16 protein-coding genes are annotated in these 19490 nt (G+C 60.5%); 1 reads left to right on the plus strand and 15 read right to left on the minus strand.

The genetic code is table 11. From position 1 onward, the window contains the following. Nucleotides 1-126 precede the first annotated feature (126 nt). Together CACC_RS07965 and ileS are read right to left on the minus strand one after the other, a co-directional pair. Nucleotides 127-1017 (minus strand): hypothetical protein, encoded by an 891-nt coding sequence (locus CACC_RS07965; RefSeq protein ID WP_005278455.1) that lies wholly within the window; start codon nucleotides 1015-1017, stop codon nucleotides 127-129. A 619-nt stretch (nucleotides 1018-1636) separates the two neighbouring features. Continuing rightward, nucleotides 1637-4801: an isoleucine--tRNA ligase gene (gene ileS, locus CACC_RS07970; protein ID WP_005278452.1), complete on the minus strand. Its 3165-nt coding sequence runs from the start codon at nucleotides 4799-4801 to the stop codon at nucleotides 1637-1639. Between the two features lie 285 nt (nucleotides 4802-5086). Here ileS and CACC_RS07975 point away from each other — a divergent pair, with 285 nt between their 5' ends. Next, nucleotides 5087-6085, plus strand: a complete 999-nt coding sequence (locus CACC_RS07975; RefSeq protein ID WP_005278450.1) for an HNH endonuclease signature motif containing protein — start codon at nucleotides 5087-5089, stop codon at nucleotides 6083-6085. Between the two features lie 336 nt (nucleotides 6086-6421). Here the strand turns inward: CACC_RS07975 and CACC_RS07980 are convergent, their stop codons facing one another. From CACC_RS07980 to mraY, 13 genes are all read right to left on the minus strand, one after another. Then, nucleotides 6422-6628 carry a hypothetical protein gene (locus CACC_RS07980; protein ID WP_005278448.1) on the minus strand — a complete coding sequence of 69 codons (207 nt, stop codon included), beginning with the start codon at nucleotides 6626-6628 and terminating at the stop codon, nucleotides 6422-6424. Nucleotides 6629-6766: 138 nt separating this feature from the next. Next, complete coding sequence (locus tag CACC_RS07985; RefSeq protein ID WP_005278446.1) at nucleotides 6767-7963, minus strand: DivIVA domain-containing protein; 1197 nt, start codon at nucleotides 7961-7963, stop codon at nucleotides 6767-6769. A gap of 208 nt (nucleotides 7964-8171) precedes the next feature. After that, nucleotides 8172-8462, minus strand: a complete 291-nt coding sequence (locus CACC_RS07990) for a YggT family protein (RefSeq protein WP_005278444.1) — start codon at nucleotides 8460-8462, stop codon at nucleotides 8172-8174. Between the two features lie 94 nt (nucleotides 8463-8556). Continuing rightward, nucleotides 8557-9030: a cell division protein SepF gene (locus tag CACC_RS07995; protein ID WP_005278442.1), complete on the minus strand. Its 474-nt coding sequence runs from the start codon at nucleotides 9028-9030 to the stop codon at nucleotides 8557-8559. 103 nt (nucleotides 9031-9133) lie between these two features. After that, complete coding sequence (locus CACC_RS08000; RefSeq protein WP_005278439.1) at nucleotides 9134-9832, minus strand: YggS family pyridoxal phosphate-dependent enzyme; 699 nt, start codon at nucleotides 9830-9832, stop codon at nucleotides 9134-9136. After that, on the minus strand, nucleotides 9825-10562 hold the full coding sequence (gene pgeF / locus CACC_RS08005; RefSeq protein WP_035108432.1) for a peptidoglycan editing factor PgeF: 738 nt from the start codon (nucleotides 10560-10562) through the stop codon (nucleotides 9825-9827). Before pgeF ends, CACC_RS08000 begins: the two co-directional genes overlap by 8 nt. A 24-nt stretch (nucleotides 10563-10586) precedes the next feature. Continuing rightward, complete coding sequence (ftsZ, locus tag CACC_RS08010) at nucleotides 10587-11936, minus strand: cell division protein FtsZ (RefSeq protein ID WP_005278433.1); 1350 nt, start codon at nucleotides 11934-11936, stop codon at nucleotides 10587-10589. Between the two features lie 310 nt (nucleotides 11937-12246). Continuing rightward, entirely contained in the window at nucleotides 12247-12918 is a 672-nt protein-coding gene (locus tag CACC_RS08015; protein ID WP_005278429.1) for a cell division protein FtsQ/DivIB, read from the minus strand. Then, nucleotides 12918-14381, minus strand: coding sequence for a UDP-N-acetylmuramate--L-alanine ligase (murC, locus tag CACC_RS08020; RefSeq protein ID WP_005278427.1), 1464 nt, complete (start codon nucleotides 14379-14381; stop codon nucleotides 12918-12920). The genes CACC_RS08015 and murC overlap by 1 nt, the downstream gene beginning before the upstream one ends. Next, entirely contained in the window at nucleotides 14382-15491 is a 1110-nt protein-coding gene (gene murG / locus CACC_RS08025) for an undecaprenyldiphospho-muramoylpentapeptide beta-N-acetylglucosaminyltransferase (RefSeq protein WP_005278426.1), read from the minus strand. It abuts the gene before it with no gap. Nucleotides 15492-15511: 20 nt separating this feature from the next. Further along, on the minus strand, nucleotides 15512-16912 hold the full coding sequence (locus CACC_RS08030) for an FtsW/RodA/SpoVE family cell cycle protein (RefSeq protein ID WP_005278424.1): 1401 nt from the start codon (nucleotides 16910-16912) through the stop codon (nucleotides 15512-15514). A 25-nt stretch (nucleotides 16913-16937) separates the two neighbouring features. Further along, nucleotides 16938-18335 (minus strand): UDP-N-acetylmuramoyl-L-alanine--D-glutamate ligase, encoded by a 1398-nt coding sequence (murD, locus tag CACC_RS08035; RefSeq protein WP_005278413.1) that lies wholly within the window; start codon nucleotides 18333-18335, stop codon nucleotides 16938-16940. Nucleotides 18336-18374: 39 nt separating this feature from the next. Then, nucleotides 18375-19487 (minus strand): phospho-N-acetylmuramoyl-pentapeptide-transferase, encoded by a 1113-nt coding sequence (gene mraY, locus CACC_RS08040; RefSeq protein WP_005278411.1) that lies wholly within the window; start codon nucleotides 19485-19487, stop codon nucleotides 18375-18377. Between the last annotated feature and the right edge of the window lie 3 nt (nucleotides 19488-19490).

Consider the following 19490-nt stretch of genomic DNA (forward strand, 5'->3'; position numbering starts at 1 on the left):
CAACCAAAGTCCACTTCCCTGCCCCTATTAACCAAAAGAAACCGGAGCACCTCCGCAAAGAGAGCTCCGGTTTAGCTATTGTCCGAATCATAGCCAAGGCATGAGCCCAAGCAAATTCAGACGGAATTAGAACTTGATGTTGAACTGTGCCAAGAAGTCGCGAAGTGGCTGCAAGAAGTGAGCAAAGTCCTGGTTCTGGTTCAACCAATGGGTAGCGCCTGCAACCAAAGCGGCCAAGCCGCCAAGGCCTGCAATCACGCCAAAGACCTTACCGAATTTAGAGCTACCCACTGCATCATCAGGGGTGCTCTCTTCATTGCTGTCAGCCTCTTCAGCGGCACCAACCATGATGGTCGTGCTTTTACCGTTCGATGGAACCGTAACGAAGGAAACTTGGTCATCTGCCTTCAGCTCAACACCCTCTGGAACAGCGATAGTAAATTCCACCAATCGCAGTCCTTCTTCTAGGACAATTCCGTCTCCGAGTTCAACTGTCGCTTCCTTGCCACCTGGGAAGATGGCTTTAACCGATTGCTTTTCGGCGCCAACGACGAATGCCTGCCCGGTTACTTCACGCTCACCGGCAGCAATGTCATTGGCCAAGATTGAAGTTTTCTTCTCAACGCTCTGCTCGTCAGAACCTTGTTCCTTTTTCGGCTTATTTGCCAAACCATCCAAATACGGCTTGACGACAAACGAATTTGGCTGCTTCACATTATTAATTTGTGCTTCAGTTAGAGCCGGCCTTCCTTTGGAGTCCTTCAGCTCTTTCGCGACGGTCTTGACTTCCTCTGGGCTCAACTTCCCAATTTCCTCAGGACTCAAGCCACAATTCTTGTTGAGGTGCGCAGCTACAATAATCTCAGGAGTACCATTGAAATCAGCGCCTTTTTGGAACCTTTGCTCACACTTCGTGTGAGTCGGCGCCTCGTCAGCCAAAGCGACTGGAGCTACAGCAGGAGCAACGAGGGATACGGACAGAGCGGCAGAAGCAAAAATACGCTTATTGAGTTTCATACAAATCTTCCAGAGAGTTCAGACGACTTTGGGTCATATACGCAACGATGTGGTTTCACAGTTCAAAAACACATTGCCGCAGACGCGACTTAGCACGACATTTATCATGCTATTAGCGTTATTAATCTTGACCTCAGTTAACCATAAACGCGTGTGATCCCAAAGCATTTTTCGTCGATAATTTTGCTTCCTCCCCACTGTTAGGGGTGCTCTTTTCGCTCCCAGTCACCCCCATCCAATGGCACATCTTCAGCAGTTGATATGTTAAGTGCCCCATCCCCGCCCCAAAAGATAACTAATGCCAACTCGCGATGCGCAGGATGTAGTCTAATCCTCTGTTTCCATAGGTTTCTACGATTCCGCTAGCAATGTTCCCAAGCACTGGACCGACCTGTTCCTCAGTAACTTTCCATTCGCGTTGGGTTAGCTCAGCAACAAGGTCTTTGGCTGGCGGTCCAATCTGCCTAGTGCCGATGCACTAAGCAATTGGCTCACCACCTCGTATTTTGTTTTCATCTTCTGGCTATTGGATGCCCTGATTCGCAAGTGCACAAAGCGACCCAGTCGAACGCTGTAGATAGCATCCGGCCGGGCCGTTTAGAGCACGCGCCGTGCGCTTTTAGTTCTTCGCTACGGTGGCGGTGACGTCGCCGAGGATGTCGTGGGCATCAGCAAGTGGCTCGGTGACCACGGAGAACTCCGTAGCTAGCACCTCTCCTGCGATGGTGTCTGCGTGGCGCTGCGCCCACTCCTTCTTGTCTTCAGGCACGGCAAGAACCACGGAGATGCGGTCCGATACGTCGAAGCCGGAGTTCTTGCGGGCATCCTGCAGGCCGCGGATAACATCGGCGGCCCAACCTTCGGCCTCGAGCTCCTCGGTGACCTCGGTATCCAGAACGACAAGGCCATCCAAGCCCTCGATGCGGGCCGTGGAATCCGGGTTCGCAGCCTGCAAACGCTCGGTATATTCCTCGGGGCTCAAGACGATGTCCCCGTCAACCACGACCTCATCGCCGCGGCGCTCGTAGTTGCCCGCCTTAAGGTTCTTGATGGCGCGCTGGACGTCCTTGCCCAAGCGCGGACCGGCAACCTTGGCGTTGCAGACCACCTGGAAGGTGCCGACGGAATCGACATCGTCAGTAAGCTCAACCTCTTTGACATTGACCTCATCGCGGATGATGTCCGCGAAGTCCGCCAGGCTCTGAGAGCCCGCGAAAGCAACGGTGAGCTTCGGCAGCGGCAGGCGGTTGCGCAGCTTATTAGCCTTGCGCACCGAAGACGCAGCCGATGCCACCGCGCGAGTGGCGTCCATGGCAGAAACCAGGTCCGCATCCGCGGGGTAGTCCTCGGCCTTCGGGAAGTCCGCCAGGTGGACGGAGCGCTCACCGGTCAGGCCGCGGTAGATGACCTCGGCGACGTGCGGCAGCAGCGGGGCCACCACGCGCGTGGTGGTCTCCAGCACGGTGTAGAGGGTATTGAAGGCCTCCGGGTTGGCATCCTCGCCGCCCCAGAAGCGATCGCGGGAGCGGCGGACGTACCAGTTGGTCAGCACATCGGCGAAAAGGCGAACCTCTTCGGTAGCGGTGGCGATATCGGTCCCCGCCAGCGCGGCATCGACATTGGCCACAAGATCGTGGGTCTTGGCCAGGATGTAGCGGTCAAGCACGTGCGTGGAACTCGTATCGAACTTAGCTTCCTGCTCGGCGTAGAGCTGCAGGAAGGTGTACGCATTCCAGATGGGAAGCAGCGCCTGGCGCACGCCCTCGCGGATGCCCTGCTCGGTGACGATGAGGTTGCCGCCGCGCAGGATGGGCGAGGACATCAGGAACCAGCGCATGGCATCGGAGCCATCGCGGTCAAAGACCTCGTTGACGTCCGGGTAGTTGCCCTTGGACTTGGACATCTTGAGCCCGTCATTGCCCAAGACGATGCCGTGGGCCACGACCTTCTTGAACGCCGGGCGGTCAAAGAGCGCGGTGGACAGCACGTGCAGCAGGTAGAACCAGCCGCGGGTTTGCCCGGAGTACTCCACGATGAAGTCCGCCGGCGAGTGGGTTTCAAACCACTCTTTGTTTTCAAACGGGTAGTGCTTTTGCGCAAACGGCATGGAGCCAGATTCGAACCAGCAGTCCAGCACGTCCGGCACGCGGCGCATGGTGGACTTGCCGGTGGGATCGTCCGGGTTGGGGCGGGTCAGCTCATCGATGTGCGGGCGGTGCAGCGACTCCGGGCGCTTGCCGAAGTCCCTCTCCAGCTCATCCAAAGAGCCGTAGACGTCCATGCGCGGGTACTCGTCATTATCGGACATCCACACCGGGATGGGCGCGCCCCAGTAGCGGGTGCGGGAGATATTCCAGTCACGGGCGCCTTCCAGCCACTTACCAAATTGGCCATCGCGGATGTGCTCCGGCAGCCACTCGATCTCGTTGTGGTTAAGCTCCACCATGCGATCGCGGAATTCGGTGACCTTTACGAACCATGCGGGCAGAGCCATGTAGATAAGCGGCTCGCCCGAGCGCCAGGAGTGCGGGTAGGAGTGCTCGATGGTGACGTGGCGCACCACTCGCCCAGCGGCCTTGAGGTCTTTGATGATGGACTTATTCGCATCGAAGACCAGCTGACCCTCGTATGGCGGGACCTGGGAGGTGAACTTGCCGTCCTCATTCACTGGGACCACCAACTCGATGTCGTATTCATTGGTGGTATTCATATCGTCTTCACCAAAGGCGGGTGCCTGGTGGACAACACCCGTACCGTCTTCGGTGGTGACGTAGTCCGCCAACAGTACCTGATAAGCATTGCGCAGGTCTGGGAAGAAGCCGAAGATCGGCTCGTACTTAAAGCCCTCGAGCTGCGCGCCGGTGAAGGTGTCCAGCACCTCCGCCTCACCCAGCTCCTTTTCCAGGGTGCCCAGCAGGTTTTCGGCCATGATGAACGTGCGGCCGGCGAATTCGCCGTCGGTGGCCTTAAATAGTGCGTAAGAGACCTCCGGGTGAACCGCCAGCGCCTCGTTGGACGGCAGGGTCCAGGGGGTGGTGGTCCAGGCGAGGAAGGAGGCATCGGCAAGCGCGGGGTAATCCGCCAGTGTCTTCTCCGCCGCGGTGCCCTCTCGAGCGCCCGCGACCGGGAAGGTCACCGTCAAGGTGGGATCCTGGCGCATCTTATAGGAATCATCCAAGCGCGTTTCCTGGTTGGACAAGGAGGTATGCTCCGCCCAGGAATACGGCAGGACGCGGAAGCCCTTGTAGATCAGGCCCTTGTCATAGAGCTCCTTGAACGCCCACATGACCGATTCCATGAAGTTGATATCCATGGTCTTGTAGCCATTATCAAAGTCCACCCAACGCGCCTGGCGGTTGACGTAATCTTCCCACTCATCGGTGTATTCCAGCACCGACTTGGCGCAGTACTCGTTGAACTTATCCAGGCCCATGTCCTCGATCTGGGCTTTATCGGTAATACCGAGCTGCTTTTCTGCCTCTAGCTCCGCGGGCAGGCCGTGGGTATCCCAGCCGAAGACGCGGGGGACGTAATTTCCGGCCATCGTGCGGTAACGCGGCACGATATCCTTGACGTAACCGGTGAGCAGGTGGCCGTAGTGCGGTAGGCCGTTGGCAAAGGGAGGGCCATCATAAAAGATGTATTCGGGGCAGTCCTTGGTCTTTTCCAAAGAAGCCTGGAACGTATCATCCTGCTTCCAGTACTTCTGGACTTCTTCTTCCATATCCGGGAAACGGCTCGAGCCGCCGGTCATATCGACCTTGGGGTAAATCTTTTTCACCATTATCTTCCTTCACGCTGTAACTTGATGCAGGGACGGGCCAATGGCTCGCGGTACCACCCTGCTTGAGCTAAAAGCTCCGCTTCGTTTCGGTGAAGGAGATAACGGTCCCACCCGTTCAGTTCTACTGAGCCTTATGGCCGTTCTTCTGAATTGCTCCCCCGGTGATGGCCGGATCATCGCATGTGCCCGCCAGTATAGCGCCACAAGAACGCTGTGCACAAAAGTTATCCACAGGTAGAAATTTTCCTGTTGTACGTGGTTGCACGCGGCCATAGATTATGAAGCATGACCGCGCTCGAGAATTACTTAGCAGCTATGGCCCCGGGGATGGATATCGTCGCCGGGTGCGCTGGCCTGTCTGAGGACGATCTGCGGGCGCATGGTGCGCCGGAGCACACGGCGCGGGAGCTTATCCTGCTCAAAGAGGCTTATTGCGGAAACACCAAATTCACCGGCCGACGCCGGCGAGCCATGGACGGTGCCCGGCGCAATGGTCATTCCATCGTGGCGTTGTCCATCATCGAAAAGTATGCCCGCAAGATGCCCACGCTTTTCGATGCCTGGCTTCTCCGCGAGCAGCTCTGCACTACCAACGCCGGCACGGCGGACCTAGAAAAACTGGCAAAATCTAAGCTACCTGCGAAAAAGAAGAAGGTTAAGCCTGGGGTGCGCATCATTCGCCGCAAGAACGCGCCGTGGACCCTGGCCATCGATGCGCGCTCCATGCTTATTGCAGACCTTCATGCCGCGCTAAAAGAGAGCGGCAAAAAGCCGCTCGAGGCGGTGGAACAGACCTTTTTCGGTGGCGGTACCGCCGTCAAGACCACGGTGATGACCAATGTCCTGGTCAACTTGGATGACTACGTGCGCATCATCAACGGCGATGGCGAGGAAATCCAACTCCAAATGACCAATGGCGCTACGCTTACCGGCGCCGAGTACCTCGAGCGCGCGCTTAAGGATCGCGGGTTGATTACGCTTATTAGTCCCTATGAGGGAGCGGTCAACCTGTACCGCACGGAGCGCTTTGCCAATGCGAAACAACGCCTGATGGCCGCTGCAGAAAACCCAATCTGCCCATGGCCGCGGTGCAACAAGCCCGCAGACGAATGTCAGATTCATCATTTGGAGCCGTGGTTGCACGGTGGGTTGACCAACATAGGTAACTTATCCACAGCCTGCGCCTACCACAACGGGGTCAACGACGATGACCCCAATGCCCCGCCACTGCGCGGGCACCTCGTTCGCCGGAATGGGACGATCAGGTGGGAGCCCCCAGATTAGTTAGATCTTATACGGGGGTTCGTGGCGGGTCCTCGGAGGGGACCGCCGCAGGAACGGGATTCAGGAACCGGACGCGGGTTCCGAGGGATCCTAGGAAACCGCGATCCGGTAAACCGCAGATGGTGCGAATGATTGCGGGCGGTGCGGGCAGTTGGGGTGGTGCGGTTAGTGCGGCTGGCACTGGCGTTGGACCCCACCGGCTAGACGAGGCGCCGCCGTGCGCCTACTTTGGCATGCCGCAATGGCGGGAGCTAATAGTTCTGACGGAACATGGCCGAATCTACCCCAGCCTGACCCAGCCGGATCAAGGCTGAGCGATCCTGGACGGCTCTGGGCCTAGTTCTGTTTCCAGCCTTGGGACAGGTCTTCTTCAAGGGCGTTATTATCCGCACGGTACTTGCGCGCCCAATCGATAATAAACAACACGATGCCGGAGCCCGCTGCGATAAAGACGAGGTACAACGCCCAATCGGCGGTGTTTAAGACATACATCACCAAAGCCACGAAAGCCACAAGGGCAAGGACGAGGGCAGCAACGAGCATGTCAGTTCCTCTCAGAGGGGGTAAAAGTAGCTATGGGAACAATCATAGCGAGGTGGATAAAACCACAATAGCGCCCACTCCCTAGAGGCGTGGGCGCTACGGGTAACTATTTTGGCTTAGTTACTGCCAACCGGCTACTTAGTTCTTGCCGGCATCGCCGTTTGGTGCGGCGGTTCCGCGGGTCTCGAGCTCTTCCAGCTGGGACTCGAGGAGGGTCTTCAAGCGGGTGCGGTACTCGCGCTCGAAAGTGCGCAGCTCGGAGATGCGCGCCTCCAGGGCGGTCTGCTGCTGCTTGACCGTATTCATGACCTCGGTGTGCTTCTTCTCGGCATCGGCCTGCAGCGATGCGGCCTTCTCCTCTGCCTGACGAATCTGGGCCTCGGCGCGAGAGGAAGCATCGGACTCGGTCTGCTGAGCCTTGGACTCTGCCTCAGAAACCAGCTTCTTGGAGCGGGCTTCTGCATCCTGCACCTGAGCGTCGTACTTCTTCTGCGCCTCGGCAAGCTGTGCCTTGGAACGAGAGTCGGCATCGGAAAGCTGCTTCTCGGCGGCGGTGCGGGCCTCGGTCAGCATGGATTCAGACTCTGCGCGTGCCTCAGAGGTCAGGCGGTCCGCCATCTCCTGGGCCAAGCCCAGCACGCGGGCTGCCTGCATGTGCGTATCCGGGGTAGCCAAGCCATCTGCGCCCTGTGCTACACCAGCACCTGCGGCGGCCGCTGCGGCGCTGGAGGCGGCCGAGTTGGAGGAACCAGCGGCGGAAGCGGACTTCTTCAGGTTCTCGTTCTCGCGCTGGGAAGACTCCAGCTTCTCCTTGGCCTGCTTGGCCTCTGCGCGAGCCTCCTCGGCTTCCTTCTTGGCCTTTGCTGCCTCGTCGCGAGCAGCCTTAAGCTCGGCAGTATTAGCGGCGGCGGTAGCACCCGCTGCGGTGGCATCGGCACCGCTTTCCTTGACCTTTGCGGCCTCGGCCTGGGCGGCCTTTACCTGCTCCTGGGCCTTCTTGGTTTCTTCCTTAGCGCGAGAGACCTCGGACTTGGAATCTGCCAACTTGGTTTCATACTCAGCACGCAGCTTGGCCTCAATCTCCTTGCGCAGAGCTTCTTCATCTGCACCAGAGGTTGCGGCGGCTGCGGCACCAGCCCCTGCTCCGCCGGCCTTGGCGCCTGAGCTAAGATCGCTCACCTGCGCCTGCAGGTCTTCGTTCTCATCCTGCAGTTGGGCAAGGGCGTCCTCAACGAGGTCGAGGAACTGATCTACCTCATCCTCGTTGTAGCCACGCTTGCCAATCGGCGGCTTGCTGAACGCGACGTTGTGTACATCAGCTGGTGACAGTGGCATGACTTGTCTTCCCCTTCGAGTTGATAGAACCCCGGAGGTTCCAGGGCCTTAGGAGCTGCGGTTCCAGTTTATCTAAACCTTCCCCACAAAGTTATATGTGGTTCATGATACGGATTATCGCATTTTATTGTAACCGAAAGTCCACAATAATGGACGTAACGCTGACTCTCAATGTCTACCACAGGTTACGGGGTGATGCGGGGTCGTCCTACAAGAAAATTACCTGCAGGAAAAGCGTCAGGAACGACAGGATGAAAAACAGCACTAAGACGGAAACATCTAGCGCGATTCCACCCATCTGCAGCGGAGGAATGACCCGGCGCAGCGCCTTGACCGGCGGATCCGTGATGGCGAAAAGAGGCTCAGCGATGATCATAAACCAGCGCGGCGGGTTGAATTGCCGCGAGAAAGATTGAATCATCTCAATAATAATCCGGGCGATCAATACCCATGTATAAACCCTCACCAAGAAGATGAGAATAATTCCAATTTCAGTCACGATTACTCAGCCTATCGAATAGTCCCCCGCACGTGCGCATTGCGCACCGTACGGGGGTTAATGGGATGTGCGTCGTTTTACCTAGCCCGCGAACCTAGCGCAGACCGGCGGCGCGCTCTAGTTCAGGCTTGGCAATATCGGCGGACTTAGGCACGACGGCGAATACCTTGCGCTGGGTGTCCATGCCCTTCGACAGGTTGAGCATGCGGCCTTCCAGGCCGAAGCAGAGGCCTGCGGCGAAGTCGATGAAGCGCTTGGCGGTGCCGCGCTCGGCATCGGTAAGCTCAAAGACCACTGCATCGCCATCGCGGAAGGGCTCGCCCACCTTGGCGGCATCGTTGAACGAGGTCAGGGAGATTGCCACGATAGTCGGAACGAACTTCTCCTCGACGGGCGCTGGCGCTGGGGCCGGCTCGTAAGCCTGCAGGGCGCGGCGCGGGGCGTAGGCCGCAGAAGTGGCAGCTCCGTTGCCCGCGTAGCGCGGCTCGTCGTTGTAGTAGGCGTCGTCTTCTTCGAAATCCATCGGACCAAGCCCGAAGAAATTCTTCGTCCTATCAATGAATGACATTTTTGGGTCTCCCTCTGACCTAAATTTGTTCAAGTTCAAGCGCGCAAATGTGAATGATGTGACTCATGTGATTTACGCTGTGAAATGCGCTTTTGCGATATTTTTAACCTACTGGGCGCTTTCCCATGATGCTGGTTCCGACACGCACAATATCCGTCCCCGCGGCAATCGCCGCATCCATATCCGCGCTCATCCCAGCCGATAGTTTGAGCTGCCGGCCAAGGCGCTCGGACAAGCGATCCACGTCTGCGCGCACCGTAGAAAATACCTCCTGCGCATCGGCATCGAGGGGAGGAACCACCATGAGCCCGGCGAATTCTAGGTGCTCCGCCGCCTCGACGGCCTCGATGACCTCATCCAGTTCCTCGCGGACTACTCCACCGCGGGAGGTATCGCCATCGGCAGAAACCTGAATGAATATTGGGAGGTTGTTCTCTCGCTGGCCGCGTTCTTTTGCCAGGCTCACGCCGCGGTCCAGCGCGTTGGCCAGCTTCACCGAATCCACCGAATGCACACTAGTAGCCCACCGCGCGACGTGGTTGGCCTTCTTGGTTTGAATCTGGCCAATCATGTGAAAACGCAGCTGGTCTAGCTCCTGCGCCTTTGCCCGGGCTTCTTGCTCGCGGTTTTCCGCTACATCTTCCACCCCGAGCTCCGCTAGAAGGGCGATATCCTCTGCGGGGTGGAACTTGGTCACGACCAATAGCTGCGGTGATGGGCGGTCGTGCTCGGCGGCAATGGCGCTGATGTGTTCCTTCGTTGCGGCAAGATTATCTGCCAGTTCTTGTTTCCGGTTACTCATGATTAGCCTCCAACCAAATCACACCGGCCTGGCGGCCGGTGGTTCCTTCGCGGCGATAAGAAAAGAAATCCGTGTCCTCAATGGTGCAGCGCGGATCCGAATCGATATTGGTAATGCCCAGGCCCATCAATTGGCGGATAAGCCCAGCGCGCACGTCGATGCCCCACGTCCCTTTCGCGGTCCTACACTTCGAGCCGGGAAGGCGCCGTTCGACATCGTTGGCCATTTCTTCTGGCACCTCGTAGTTTTTCCCGGATGCGGCGGGTCCCATGACCACCTGGATTCGCTCCGGCTGAGCGCCAAGTTTCTGCATCTCGCGCACGGTATTGACCACGATGCCGTTGCGGGCGCCGAGCCGGCCGGCGTGGGCGGCGGCGATGACGCCGGCGGGGACATCGACAAGCAGCACGGGAGTGCAATCGGCGACGAGGACGCCAAGGCCAAGCCGGCGTTGCGTGGTCACCACCGCATCCGTGGCTGGAACCGGTGACTCGTGCGGGCCATCGACGACGGTGACTGTATTGGTGTGGAGCTGTTCCATCCATACGATGTTCTCGAGCCCGGTCACGCGCAAGAGGCGCTCGCGGTTGGCCGCGACGTTGGCTGGCTCGTCGCCGACGTGGCCGCCAAGATTGAAAGACTCATAGGGATATGCAGACGCCCCGCCTGCACGGCTAGTAAAAACCATGCGGACGGGGCGGCTGGTGCGATGTTCCTCGTTTACTGGCATGCACACCAGCGTAGCGGTTTGCGCTTAACGCATGAAGGACGGCACATCGAGATCATCATCGCCATCATCATCGCGGCGCTGGCTTGGCCGGGACAGGCGGTAGTCTTCGCGGCGCTCCTCGCGGAAGCGATCGGAGTTGGTAAACAGGCCGGTGGACTCGCTGCGGCGCTCCTCGGGGCGGCGTTCTTCCACGCGGCGGTCGTCGTACCGGCGATCGTCTACGCGGCGCTCATCAGCGCGGCGGTCCTCCACGCCACCCTGGCCGGCGCGCGGCTCATAGGAGTGGCGCGGTGCGTAGTCATCGGCAGCGGGCTGGGCAGGTGCCGGGGTGGCGGAGTTGCCGGACTCGCGGTCGCGGTTATCAAAGAGCGAGCCGGGCTTGCGCTGCTCGGGGGCGCGCTGTGCGGAAGCTGCCTGGGCGGCATTGGCCTCGGCGTCGAAACCGGTGGCGATGATGGTGATGCGGATTTCATCGCCCAAGGTGTCATCGATGATGGTGCCGAAGATGAGGTTGACGTCTTCATCGGCGCGCTCCTCGACCATGGAGGCCGCGGAGTTAACCTCGTGCAGGCCCAGGTCGGAGCCGCCGGCGATGGACAGCAGCACGCCCTTGGCGCCTTCCATCGTGGATTCCAATAGCGGCGAATTGATGGCCTGCTCGGCGGCGGTCATGGCGCGGTTATCGCCCCGTGCGGAGCCGATGCCCATCAGGGCGGAGCCGGCGTCAGACATGACGGAGCGAACGTCAGCAAAGTCGACGTTAATCATGCCCGGGATGGTGATCAGGTTGGTAATACCCTGGACACCATTGTGCAAAACCTCATCGGCCGCGCGGAAGGCTTCCACGATGGAAAGCTCTTCCCCACCGAGCTGCATCAGGCGGTCATTTGGAATAACGATGAGGGTATCGCAGACCTCGCGCAGCTCCTCGATGCCGGCCATGGCCTGGCGGGTACGCCGCGCACCCTCGAACTTGAAGGGGCGGGTGACAACGCCCACGGTCAGCGCACCCATCTTCTTCGCGATGGAAGCGACTACAGGTGCGGCACCCGTACCGGTGCCGCCGCCCTCGCCGGCGGTAACGAAGACCATATCGGAGCCCTGCAGGGCGTCCTCGATTTCGGACTTGTGGTCTTCCGCGGAGGTCTTGCCCACCTCAGGGTTAGCGCCTGCGCCCAACCCGCGGGTGGCCTCGCGGCCGATGTCGAGCTTGGTATCGGCATCAGAGAAAATCAGCGCCTGGGAGTCGGTGTTGATGGCGACGAATTGGACGCCCTTTAAGCCTTCTTCGATCATGCGGTTCACGGCGTTGACGCCGCCGCCGCCGACGCCGACGACCTTGATATCCGCGAGATTGTTGTTGGAAGAGATCATGTGAGCAGGTCTCACCTTTCGCTACTTTAAGTCTGCACGTGCATTAAACGAGGATTGTATGCGCTTCACGAGCGTGAATCGCGTTCCCCTCCATCTTTAACGACACACCTGTAATTTTCATGCTCATTTTACGCGTGTCGGGACTCTCAAGTACCACTTTAGGGTTGCTGGCCTGCGGTTTTGTCCGCCACTTCCGCACCATTGACACCACCTAAAAGAGAAAATAAAAGACCCTGCAGCGCATACGCTTCGGGCGCGGCGCGGCAGGGAAACTTTCGGGTCTATCGAGGCCTCCACCGAGGTATCTACCCTATCCGCGGGTAGTGACCAATTCGGGGTTAGAAATATTCCATTCTCGGCCCTCCATCTTCAGCACGGTGGCGAAGGCGCGGGCCTTATCATCGTTATTTTTATCGCTCGCACCCCAGAAAATGCGGCGATCATCCTTGGTAGTGAACTGCAAGGAGTAGGAATCGGTGACCTCGAGGGTGGCGACTTGGTGGCGCACGTCATCAGACAGTGCGGCAATGGCAGCCACCGCGTCTTGGGCCTCGGAGGAGCCACTGTCGATGTCCCCGGTAAGTTCTACCGCACCTTCAGGCGGCTCTGCGGAAGTAAATTCCTCGCCCTTGTCATCGATGAGGTAGGTGGTGTCGTCTCGCTTCACGAAGGCGACGGGTTTATGTTCCTGCACGGAAATGGTCAAGGTCGAGGGCAGATCGCGCGAGACCGTCACCGAATCCGCCCAGTCCAGGCTCGCAACGCCACTGGCGGCCTCGTGCGCGTCCACCCGCAAGAGGTTTTCGCCCTCGGGCACGCCCGCGGCCTCCTGTACCTGGGCGGCATCGAGCTGGTGCACGCCCTCCACCTCAAAGTTTTTCACCTTGAAGATGGGCAGTGCCCATACCGCGGCGCCCACCACCAGCACGAGGGCGAGCAGGCCGCCGATGATGCCGAAAATGAGTTTCTTCGACACCCGCACTAGTGGGCTCGCAATTCATCGAGGATTTCCGCGGCCACGAGGGTGATGGAACCGGCGCCAATAGTCAAGATGATATCGCCCGGCTGCGCGATGGAGACCACGTCCTTGGCTGCGGCGGAAAAGTCTGGCTCGAAGATAACCTCCATCTCTTCTGGCATCTTATTGGTGATAATGCGCGAGGTAATGCCTTCCACGGGTTGCTCGCGGGCGCCGTAGATGTCGAGTACAACGGCGGCATCGGCAAGCGCAAGCGCCTGGGCAAACTCAGCGTCGAATTCCATGGTGCGCGAGTACAGGTGAGGCTGGAAGCAGGCGATGACGCGCCCGCCATTGCCCTCGGCCGCGACCTTGGCGCGCGCGGCCCGCAGCACCGCGGCGACCTCGGTGGGATGGTGGGCATAATCGTCAAAGACGCGGACGCTGCCGCCCTGCCAATCCACGCTGCCCCGGTATTCAAAGCGGCGGCGCACGCCGCTGAAATCCGCAAGCCCCTCCGCGATGGTGCTGGGCTCGCCACCGGATAGCACGCCGGCGATCAGCGCCGCCATGGAGTTGAGCACCATGTGGTGGCCGGGGATCTGCAGCTGGTAGCTCACGGATTGCTCCACGCCGGGCAGGGAAAGCTGCACGGTGCACGCCATGCCGGCGGCGGTGGTCTCCTCCGCGGTCAGCGTCGCGGCAAGCGGAACGGAGGTGGTGCGGGCCTTTTCCGCGCCGCCATAGCCGATGACGTTGATGCCGCGGCTAAGTGCCTGCTCACCTATCTCGGCGGCATGCTCGTCCTCCGCGCAGACGACGAGGTAACCGGTATCCGGGGTGACCAGGTCCGCGAAGTCCGCAAAGACCTTGAAGTAGGCGTCCGCGGAGTGGAAGTAATCGAGGTGGTCCGGCTCCGCGTTGGTGATGACGGCGATATCGGGGCTATAGCGCAAGAGCGAGGCATCGGACTCATCGGCCTCGGCAACGAAGGCCTCGCCGGTGCCGCCGTGCGCGTTGGTGCCGGCGCGGTTGAGCTGGCCGCCGATGGCAAATGAGGGATCCAGGCCCGCGTGCTGCATGGCGCTGACGGCCATCGAGGTTGTCGAGGTCTTGCCGTGCGTGCCGGCCAATAGCACCTGGGTGTGGCCCTCCATCAGTGCGGCGAGCAGATCCGAGCGGCGAATGAGCGGGATATTATTACCCCGCGCTGCGACGAGCTCCGGGTTATCCTGCGGAATCGCCGCGAAGGAGGTAACGACGGTGGTGGGCAGCTCGCCAGAAAGCTTGAGGTTGTCCGCAGCGTGGCCGATGGCTACCTTGGCGCCCATCGAGCGCAATACCTCCACCGGGGTGGAGTCCTTCACATCGGAGCCGGTCACGACGGCGCCGCGGGCGGCGAGGATGCGGGCAAGACCCGACATGCCGGAACCACCAATGCCGATGAGGTGGACGCGGCTGAGATCGTACTGTGCGGGATCGGTCATTTACTTATCCTTCTTTCCTGCCTGCAGTTCTGCGTCCTGCACGCGGGTGGCGATGCGGTCAGCGATGATATTCGCCGCATCCCCCGCCTTAGACTGGGCGGCGGCCTGCGTCATGGATTTCAGGCGCTCTGGATCATCGAGGATGGCGCGGACCTCTTCGATGAGGCGATCGGCGCCCAATTCGGCATCGGCAATCTGCACCGCAGCGCCGGCTTCTACCAATTCGCGCGAGTTCAGCGCTTGCTCGCCATTGCCGTGTGGCAGCGGGACGTAGATGGCGGGAAGGCCCGCGGCAGAGACCTCTGCCACCGTCATCGCGCCCGAACGGCACACCACAAGGTCCGCCGCAGCGAGCGCACCGGCCATGTCATCGATGTACGGCAATGCGGCGTAGTTCGGGTGCGGCTTAGGCGGATCGTTTTTCTTGCCATAGGCGTGCAGCAGCTGGAAGTCCTTGGTGAGGTCCTCTGCTGCGCCCGCCACGGCGCCATTGATGCTGGCCGCACCCTGGGAACCGCCGGTAATGAGGATGGTGGGCAACTGCGCCAAGTCCCACTTCGTGCGGGCATCCGCGGCGGTATTCCCGTCCTTATCCGCGGCAGACGCGGCCAGGCTGGGGCGCACCGGGATGCCGATGACCTCGCCCTCCATGCCCGAATTGGCGTGGGCATTAAGGCCAATGCCGCCGAGCTTGACGCCCAGCTTATTGGCCATGCCTGCCAGGGCGTTGGTCTCGAGGACATAGAAGGGAATGCCTAAGGTCTTTGCAGCGATATAGGCCGGCCCGGAGACATAACCACCGGTACCAAAGACGACATCGGCCTCGACGTCCTTTAAGACCTTGCGCGCCTGGCGGACGGACCGCGCAAGCTTGACGGGGAGCTTGGCCAGGTTGGTGCTCACCTTGCGGGGAATCGGCACGGGGGTAATCAGGCGCAGGTCCACGCCGCGGGCGGGAATAATATCGCTTTCCAGCCCCTTTTCGGTCCCTAATGCCGTAATCCGGGCGCCGTAGCGCTCGCGCAAAGCTTCACCGACGGCAAGGGCGGGCTCAATATGTCCTGCAGTGCCGCCACCTGCAAGGACGACGGAAATTGGCGTGGAATTCATAGCCTAAAGGCTACCAGCGCCTACCGCCTCGGGCGGTGCTCGGCGCGCGGATACCTCCGCCCGCTTCCGGTCACCGGCCGGCCGTAGCGCTCGTCGCGCACCCGCGGACGGGGACCCTGCGGCTGGGAGTGACGGCCCCGCGATTTCTTCTTCGCCGCCGGCGGCTCCGGCTCGCCGATGAAAAAGAGGCGATCAAATAGCGGGCGCCCGAAGTTCTGCATGGCAGAAATCTGCATCGGCTCATGGCGGGCCACGTTGCACAAGATGCCCATCGAGCCGATCGTAATAATCGCGGCCGTACCACCCGCGGAAATCATCGGCAGCTGAATACCGGTCACCGGCAGCAAGCCGACGACATAGGCGATATTGATAAACGCCTGGGTCACCACGCCGATGGTCAGCGTCGCAGCCAGCAGGGATTGGTATTGGTTCTGCGCGCGGGTGGCGGTGCGCAGCCCCACGTATCCCAAAGCGGCGAAGAGGAGGATCACCAGCGCGCCGCCCCACAGGCCGAGCTCCTCGCCCACGATGGCGAAGATGAAGTCATTCTTGGCTTCTGGCAGGTAGAACCACTTGGCGCGGGATTGGCCGAGGCCAACGCCCCAGAAGCCGCCATCGGCAAGCGAGAGAAAGCCCTGGTAAGACTGGAAACCCGTGCCCTGGGTATCGGAGATATTGCCAAAGAGGGCATCGAAATAGGTGTGGAAACGGTGGGAGCGGAAGCCGCCGATGAGGAAGACGGCGACCAGGCCCAGCACACAGAGGATGCCGATGATGATGGGCACCCGCCTGTTGACGCCGGCGAAAAAGAGCGTGAAGACCACAACGAGGGCGAAGGACAAGGCCATGCCCAAGTCGCCCTGCCCCACGATGAGCAGGAACATGAGGCCCGCGATGAGCGAGTACATCATGAACGGGTCCGAGAGCTTGAGGGAATGGTGTTCCTTATCCGCGAGCACCGAGGCGCCAAACATGCCCACCGTGATGCGCGCCAGCTCGGAGGGCTGCAGGGAAATCGGGCCAATGTAGATCCACGACTGGGAGCCCACCTCCTCGCGGCCGGTACCGATGCCCGGGATAAGCACCGCGATGAGCAGCAAAATGGAAAGGGCCAATAGCCACGGGATAAATTTACGCAGCGTATGCGGGGAAACCTTCAGGCCGAGCCAAAACGCGCCCAAGCCGATGATAACCATGGCGGTTTGGCGCAGGGCCTGGTTCCACACGCCGCCATCTTCTGTCAGCGACGTGGCCATGGACGAGGAAAAGACCATGACCACGCCGATGCCAATGAGCGAGAAGATAATCAGGCGCAAAAGCAGATAATCCAGGCCGGGATGCTGGCGGGCTTGTTCGCGCACGTCATTAATCCGCTCGCGCGTGCTCTTTGCGCGGGGGCGCTGCGGGGAGGTGGCCGTCATGAAGTCTCCTAATTATGAAAAAGGTCTAATGCGCGCGGGCGATATCCCGCGCCGCCGCGGCGAAAAGGTCGCCACGTTGGGCCATTCCGGTGTACATATCCAACGATGCCGCAGCCGGCGCCAAGAGGACGGTATCGCCAGCCTCGGCGTGTTGCTCGGCGGCGCCCACGGCAGCATTCATTGCCGCCTGCGGATCGGTATCCTCGATGAGCTCAACCGGGGTTTGCGGGGCGCGGCGGGCCAGGGCTTCGGCGATGATGCTCTTGTCGATGCCCACCAGCACCGCCGCCTTCAACCGCGCGGCGTGGGTAGCGATGAGCTCATCTACATCCGCGCCCTTGAGCTGGCCGCCGGCGACCCAGACCACCGAATTGAAGCCTTCTAGGGCGGCATCGGCCGCATGCGGGTTGGTGGCCTTGGAGTTATCGATATAGGCCACCCCGCCGTGCTCGTGCACCACTGCGCCGCGGTGACCGGCCACCGCGTAAGCTGCTAGGCCTTCCTGGATGGCGGCGGGGCTAGCGCCTGCCAAGCGGGCCACGCTCGCGGCCGCCGCCGCGTCGAGGACACCCGCAAGGCCCGCCGGCTCGATGCCCTCGGCGGAGGCGAGATCTATGGCGTCCTCGCCGTCTAGCCTGGAGACCAAGCGCCCGGCGCTCACCCCTACCTCACCAGTGGCCGGCTCGCCGGCTGTAAAGCCGTATACGCCGTCGATTCCAGCGGCATAGCGGCCCGCCGCGGCATCGTCTTTGCCCACCACGGCGCGGGTGCCGCGCAGGGCCTTGGCTTTGGCGCTCGCATAGGCATCAAAGGAACCGTGCCAATCTAGGTGGTCTTCGGCCACGTTGAGCAGCACGCCGACATCTGGGCGAAGCTCGTTGGACCAGTGCAATTGGAAGGACGAAAGCTCGGCGCACAGGATGTCGACCCGCGGGGAGGCGGTCAGGGCATCAAAAAGCGAGACGCCAATATTGCCCACGGCTTGCGCGCGCAGCCCGCTGCGAGCGGTATCGGCCTGCATGATTTTGGTCAGCATTCCCGTGGTGGTGGTCTTGCCGTTCGTGCCGGTGACAACCAGCCAAGTGCGAGGTGGGCCGAAGACCTCGGCGCGGTCGAGGCGGTAGGCCAGCTCGACATCGCCGATGACCTCCACGCCGGCGGCCTGGAAGGAATCTAAGAGGGCGGAATCGGGCCGCCATCCCGGCGAGGTCACCACCAGGTCATACTCACCCGGTGCTGGGGCGTCGGTCGATACCGTAGCCACGCCAAACTCTTCCGCCAGGGCCGCTAGGGCAGCGGCATTGGAATCGGCGACGGTGGTATCCACGCCGAGGCGCGCGAGCATCGCCACGCACCCGCGGCCAGAGACGCCGGCTCCTGCGACGAGGACGCGCCCGCGCAGAAAAGGTGGTAGCTCAGCCATGATGAGTGCCTCAATCCTTAAGTATCTAGTGCCAAAACTTTATTGCAGGTTTCCAAAGCTGACTGCAGAGAGCCAATCGCCGTAGAAGATGCAGATGCCCGCCATCGCGGCCATCGCGCTTAATAGCCAGAAACGCGTGACAACCGCAGTCTCTGCCCAGCCACCATTTTCAAAGTGATGGTGGATGGGCGCCATGCGGAAAAAGCGCTTGCCTGTCGTACGGAAGACCACGATCTGGATGACCACGGAGACCGTCTCGATGACGAAGATGGCGCCGATGATGATCATCAGCAGCTCGGTGCGGGTGGTCACAGAAAGGCCGGCGACGAGGCCGCCGAGCGCGAGCGAACCGGTATCGCCCATGAAGATTTTCGCCGGTGCGGCATTCCACCACAGGAAGCCGAGGCAACCGCCTAGGCCCGCGGCCGCGAGAACCGCGAGGTCAAGAGGATCGCGGACCTCGTAGCAGCCGGCGGCCGGGGAAATCGAGCACGAGTTGCGGAACTGCCAGAAGCTAATCAGCGTATAGGCACCCATCACCATGGCAGTGGTACCGGCGGCGAGGCCGTCCAGCCCATCGGTCAGGTTGACCGCATTCGACCACGCGGCGATGAGCAGGTACAAAAAGACCAAGAAAATGATGGTGCCAATAACGGCGCCGCCGACGGCGATATCGAAGGTATCGAAGTCGCGGACGAAGGACAGGTTGGTCGAGGCAGGGGTTAGCCCATTGGCATCCGGGAATTGTAGGGCGAGGATGCCGAAGATGAGCGCGATGGCCAGCTGGCCTACCAGCTTGGCGGTTTTATTGAGGCCGAGGTTGCGCTTTTTGAACAGCTTGATGAAGTCATCGGCAAAACCCAGGCCGCCGAGTCCCATGGTCAAGAAGTAGACCAATAACCCCGAGGGGCTAAATCCACCGTTGCCGGTTGCGCGGGCATAGATTCCCACGATGAGGTAGGCCACCGTGATGGCCAGCAAGATCGCCAGACCGCCCATCGTCGGGGTGCCCCGCTTGCGCAGGTGGAGCTGCGGGCCGTCTTCGCGGATTTCTTGGCCTTTTCCGACGCCAGAAAAATACCGAACCAAAACTGGGGTGGTAAAAATCGCGACGAGGAAACTAACGACGCCCGCGATAATGATCTGAGTCATTGC

It is taken from the genome of Corynebacterium accolens (genome assembly GCF_023520795.1).
Taxonomy (GTDB): domain Bacteria; phylum Actinomycetota; class Actinomycetes; order Mycobacteriales; family Mycobacteriaceae; genus Corynebacterium; species Corynebacterium accolens.

Excerpts from the sequence above, each read along its gene's own strand:
- CACC_RS08000 (WP_005278439.1), bottom strand. The coding sequence starts at position 9,832 with ATGAGTAACCGGAAACAAGAACTGGCAGATAATCTTGCCGCAACGAAG.
- mraY (WP_005278411.1), bottom strand. The coding sequence starts at position 19,487 with ATGACTCAGATCATTATCGCGGGCGTCGTTAGTTTCCTCGTCGCGATT.
- pgeF (WP_035108432.1), bottom strand. The coding sequence starts at position 10,562 with ATGCCAGTAAACGAGGAACATCGCACCAGCCGCCCCGTCCGCATGGTT.
- CACC_RS08030 (WP_005278424.1), bottom strand. The coding sequence starts at position 16,912 with ATGACGGCCACCTCCCCGCAGCGCCCCCGCGCAAAGAGCACGCGCGAG.
- CACC_RS07980 (WP_005278448.1), bottom strand. The coding sequence starts at position 6,628 with ATGCTCGTTGCTGCCCTCGTCCTTGCCCTTGTGGCTTTCGTGGCTTTG.
- CACC_RS07985 (WP_005278446.1), bottom strand. The coding sequence starts at position 7,963 with ATGCCACTGTCACCAGCTGATGTACACAACGTCGCGTTCAGCAAGCCG.
- CACC_RS07995 (WP_005278442.1), bottom strand. The coding sequence starts at position 9,030 with ATGTCATTCATTGATAGGACGAAGAATTTCTTCGGGCTTGGTCCGATG.
- murD (WP_005278413.1), bottom strand. The coding sequence starts at position 18,335 with ATGGCTGAGCTACCACCTTTTCTGCGCGGGCGCGTCCTCGTCGCAGGA.
- CACC_RS07965 (WP_005278455.1), bottom strand. The coding sequence starts at position 1,017 with ATGAAACTCAATAAGCGTATTTTTGCTTCTGCCGCTCTGTCCGTATCC.
- murG (WP_005278426.1), bottom strand. The coding sequence starts at position 15,491 with ATGAATTCCACGCCAATTTCCGTCGTCCTTGCAGGTGGCGGCACTGCA.
- ileS (WP_005278452.1), bottom strand. The coding sequence starts at position 4,801 with ATGGTGAAAAAGATTTACCCCAAGGTCGATATGACCGGCGGCTCGAGC.
- ftsZ (WP_005278433.1), bottom strand. The coding sequence starts at position 11,936 with ATGATCTCTTCCAACAACAATCTCGCGGATATCAAGGTCGTCGGCGTC.
- CACC_RS07975 (WP_005278450.1), top strand. The coding sequence starts at position 5,087 with ATGACCGCGCTCGAGAATTACTTAGCAGCTATGGCCCCGGGGATGGAT.
- murC (WP_005278427.1), bottom strand. The coding sequence starts at position 14,381 with ATGACCGATCCCGCACAGTACGATCTCAGCCGCGTCCACCTCATCGGC.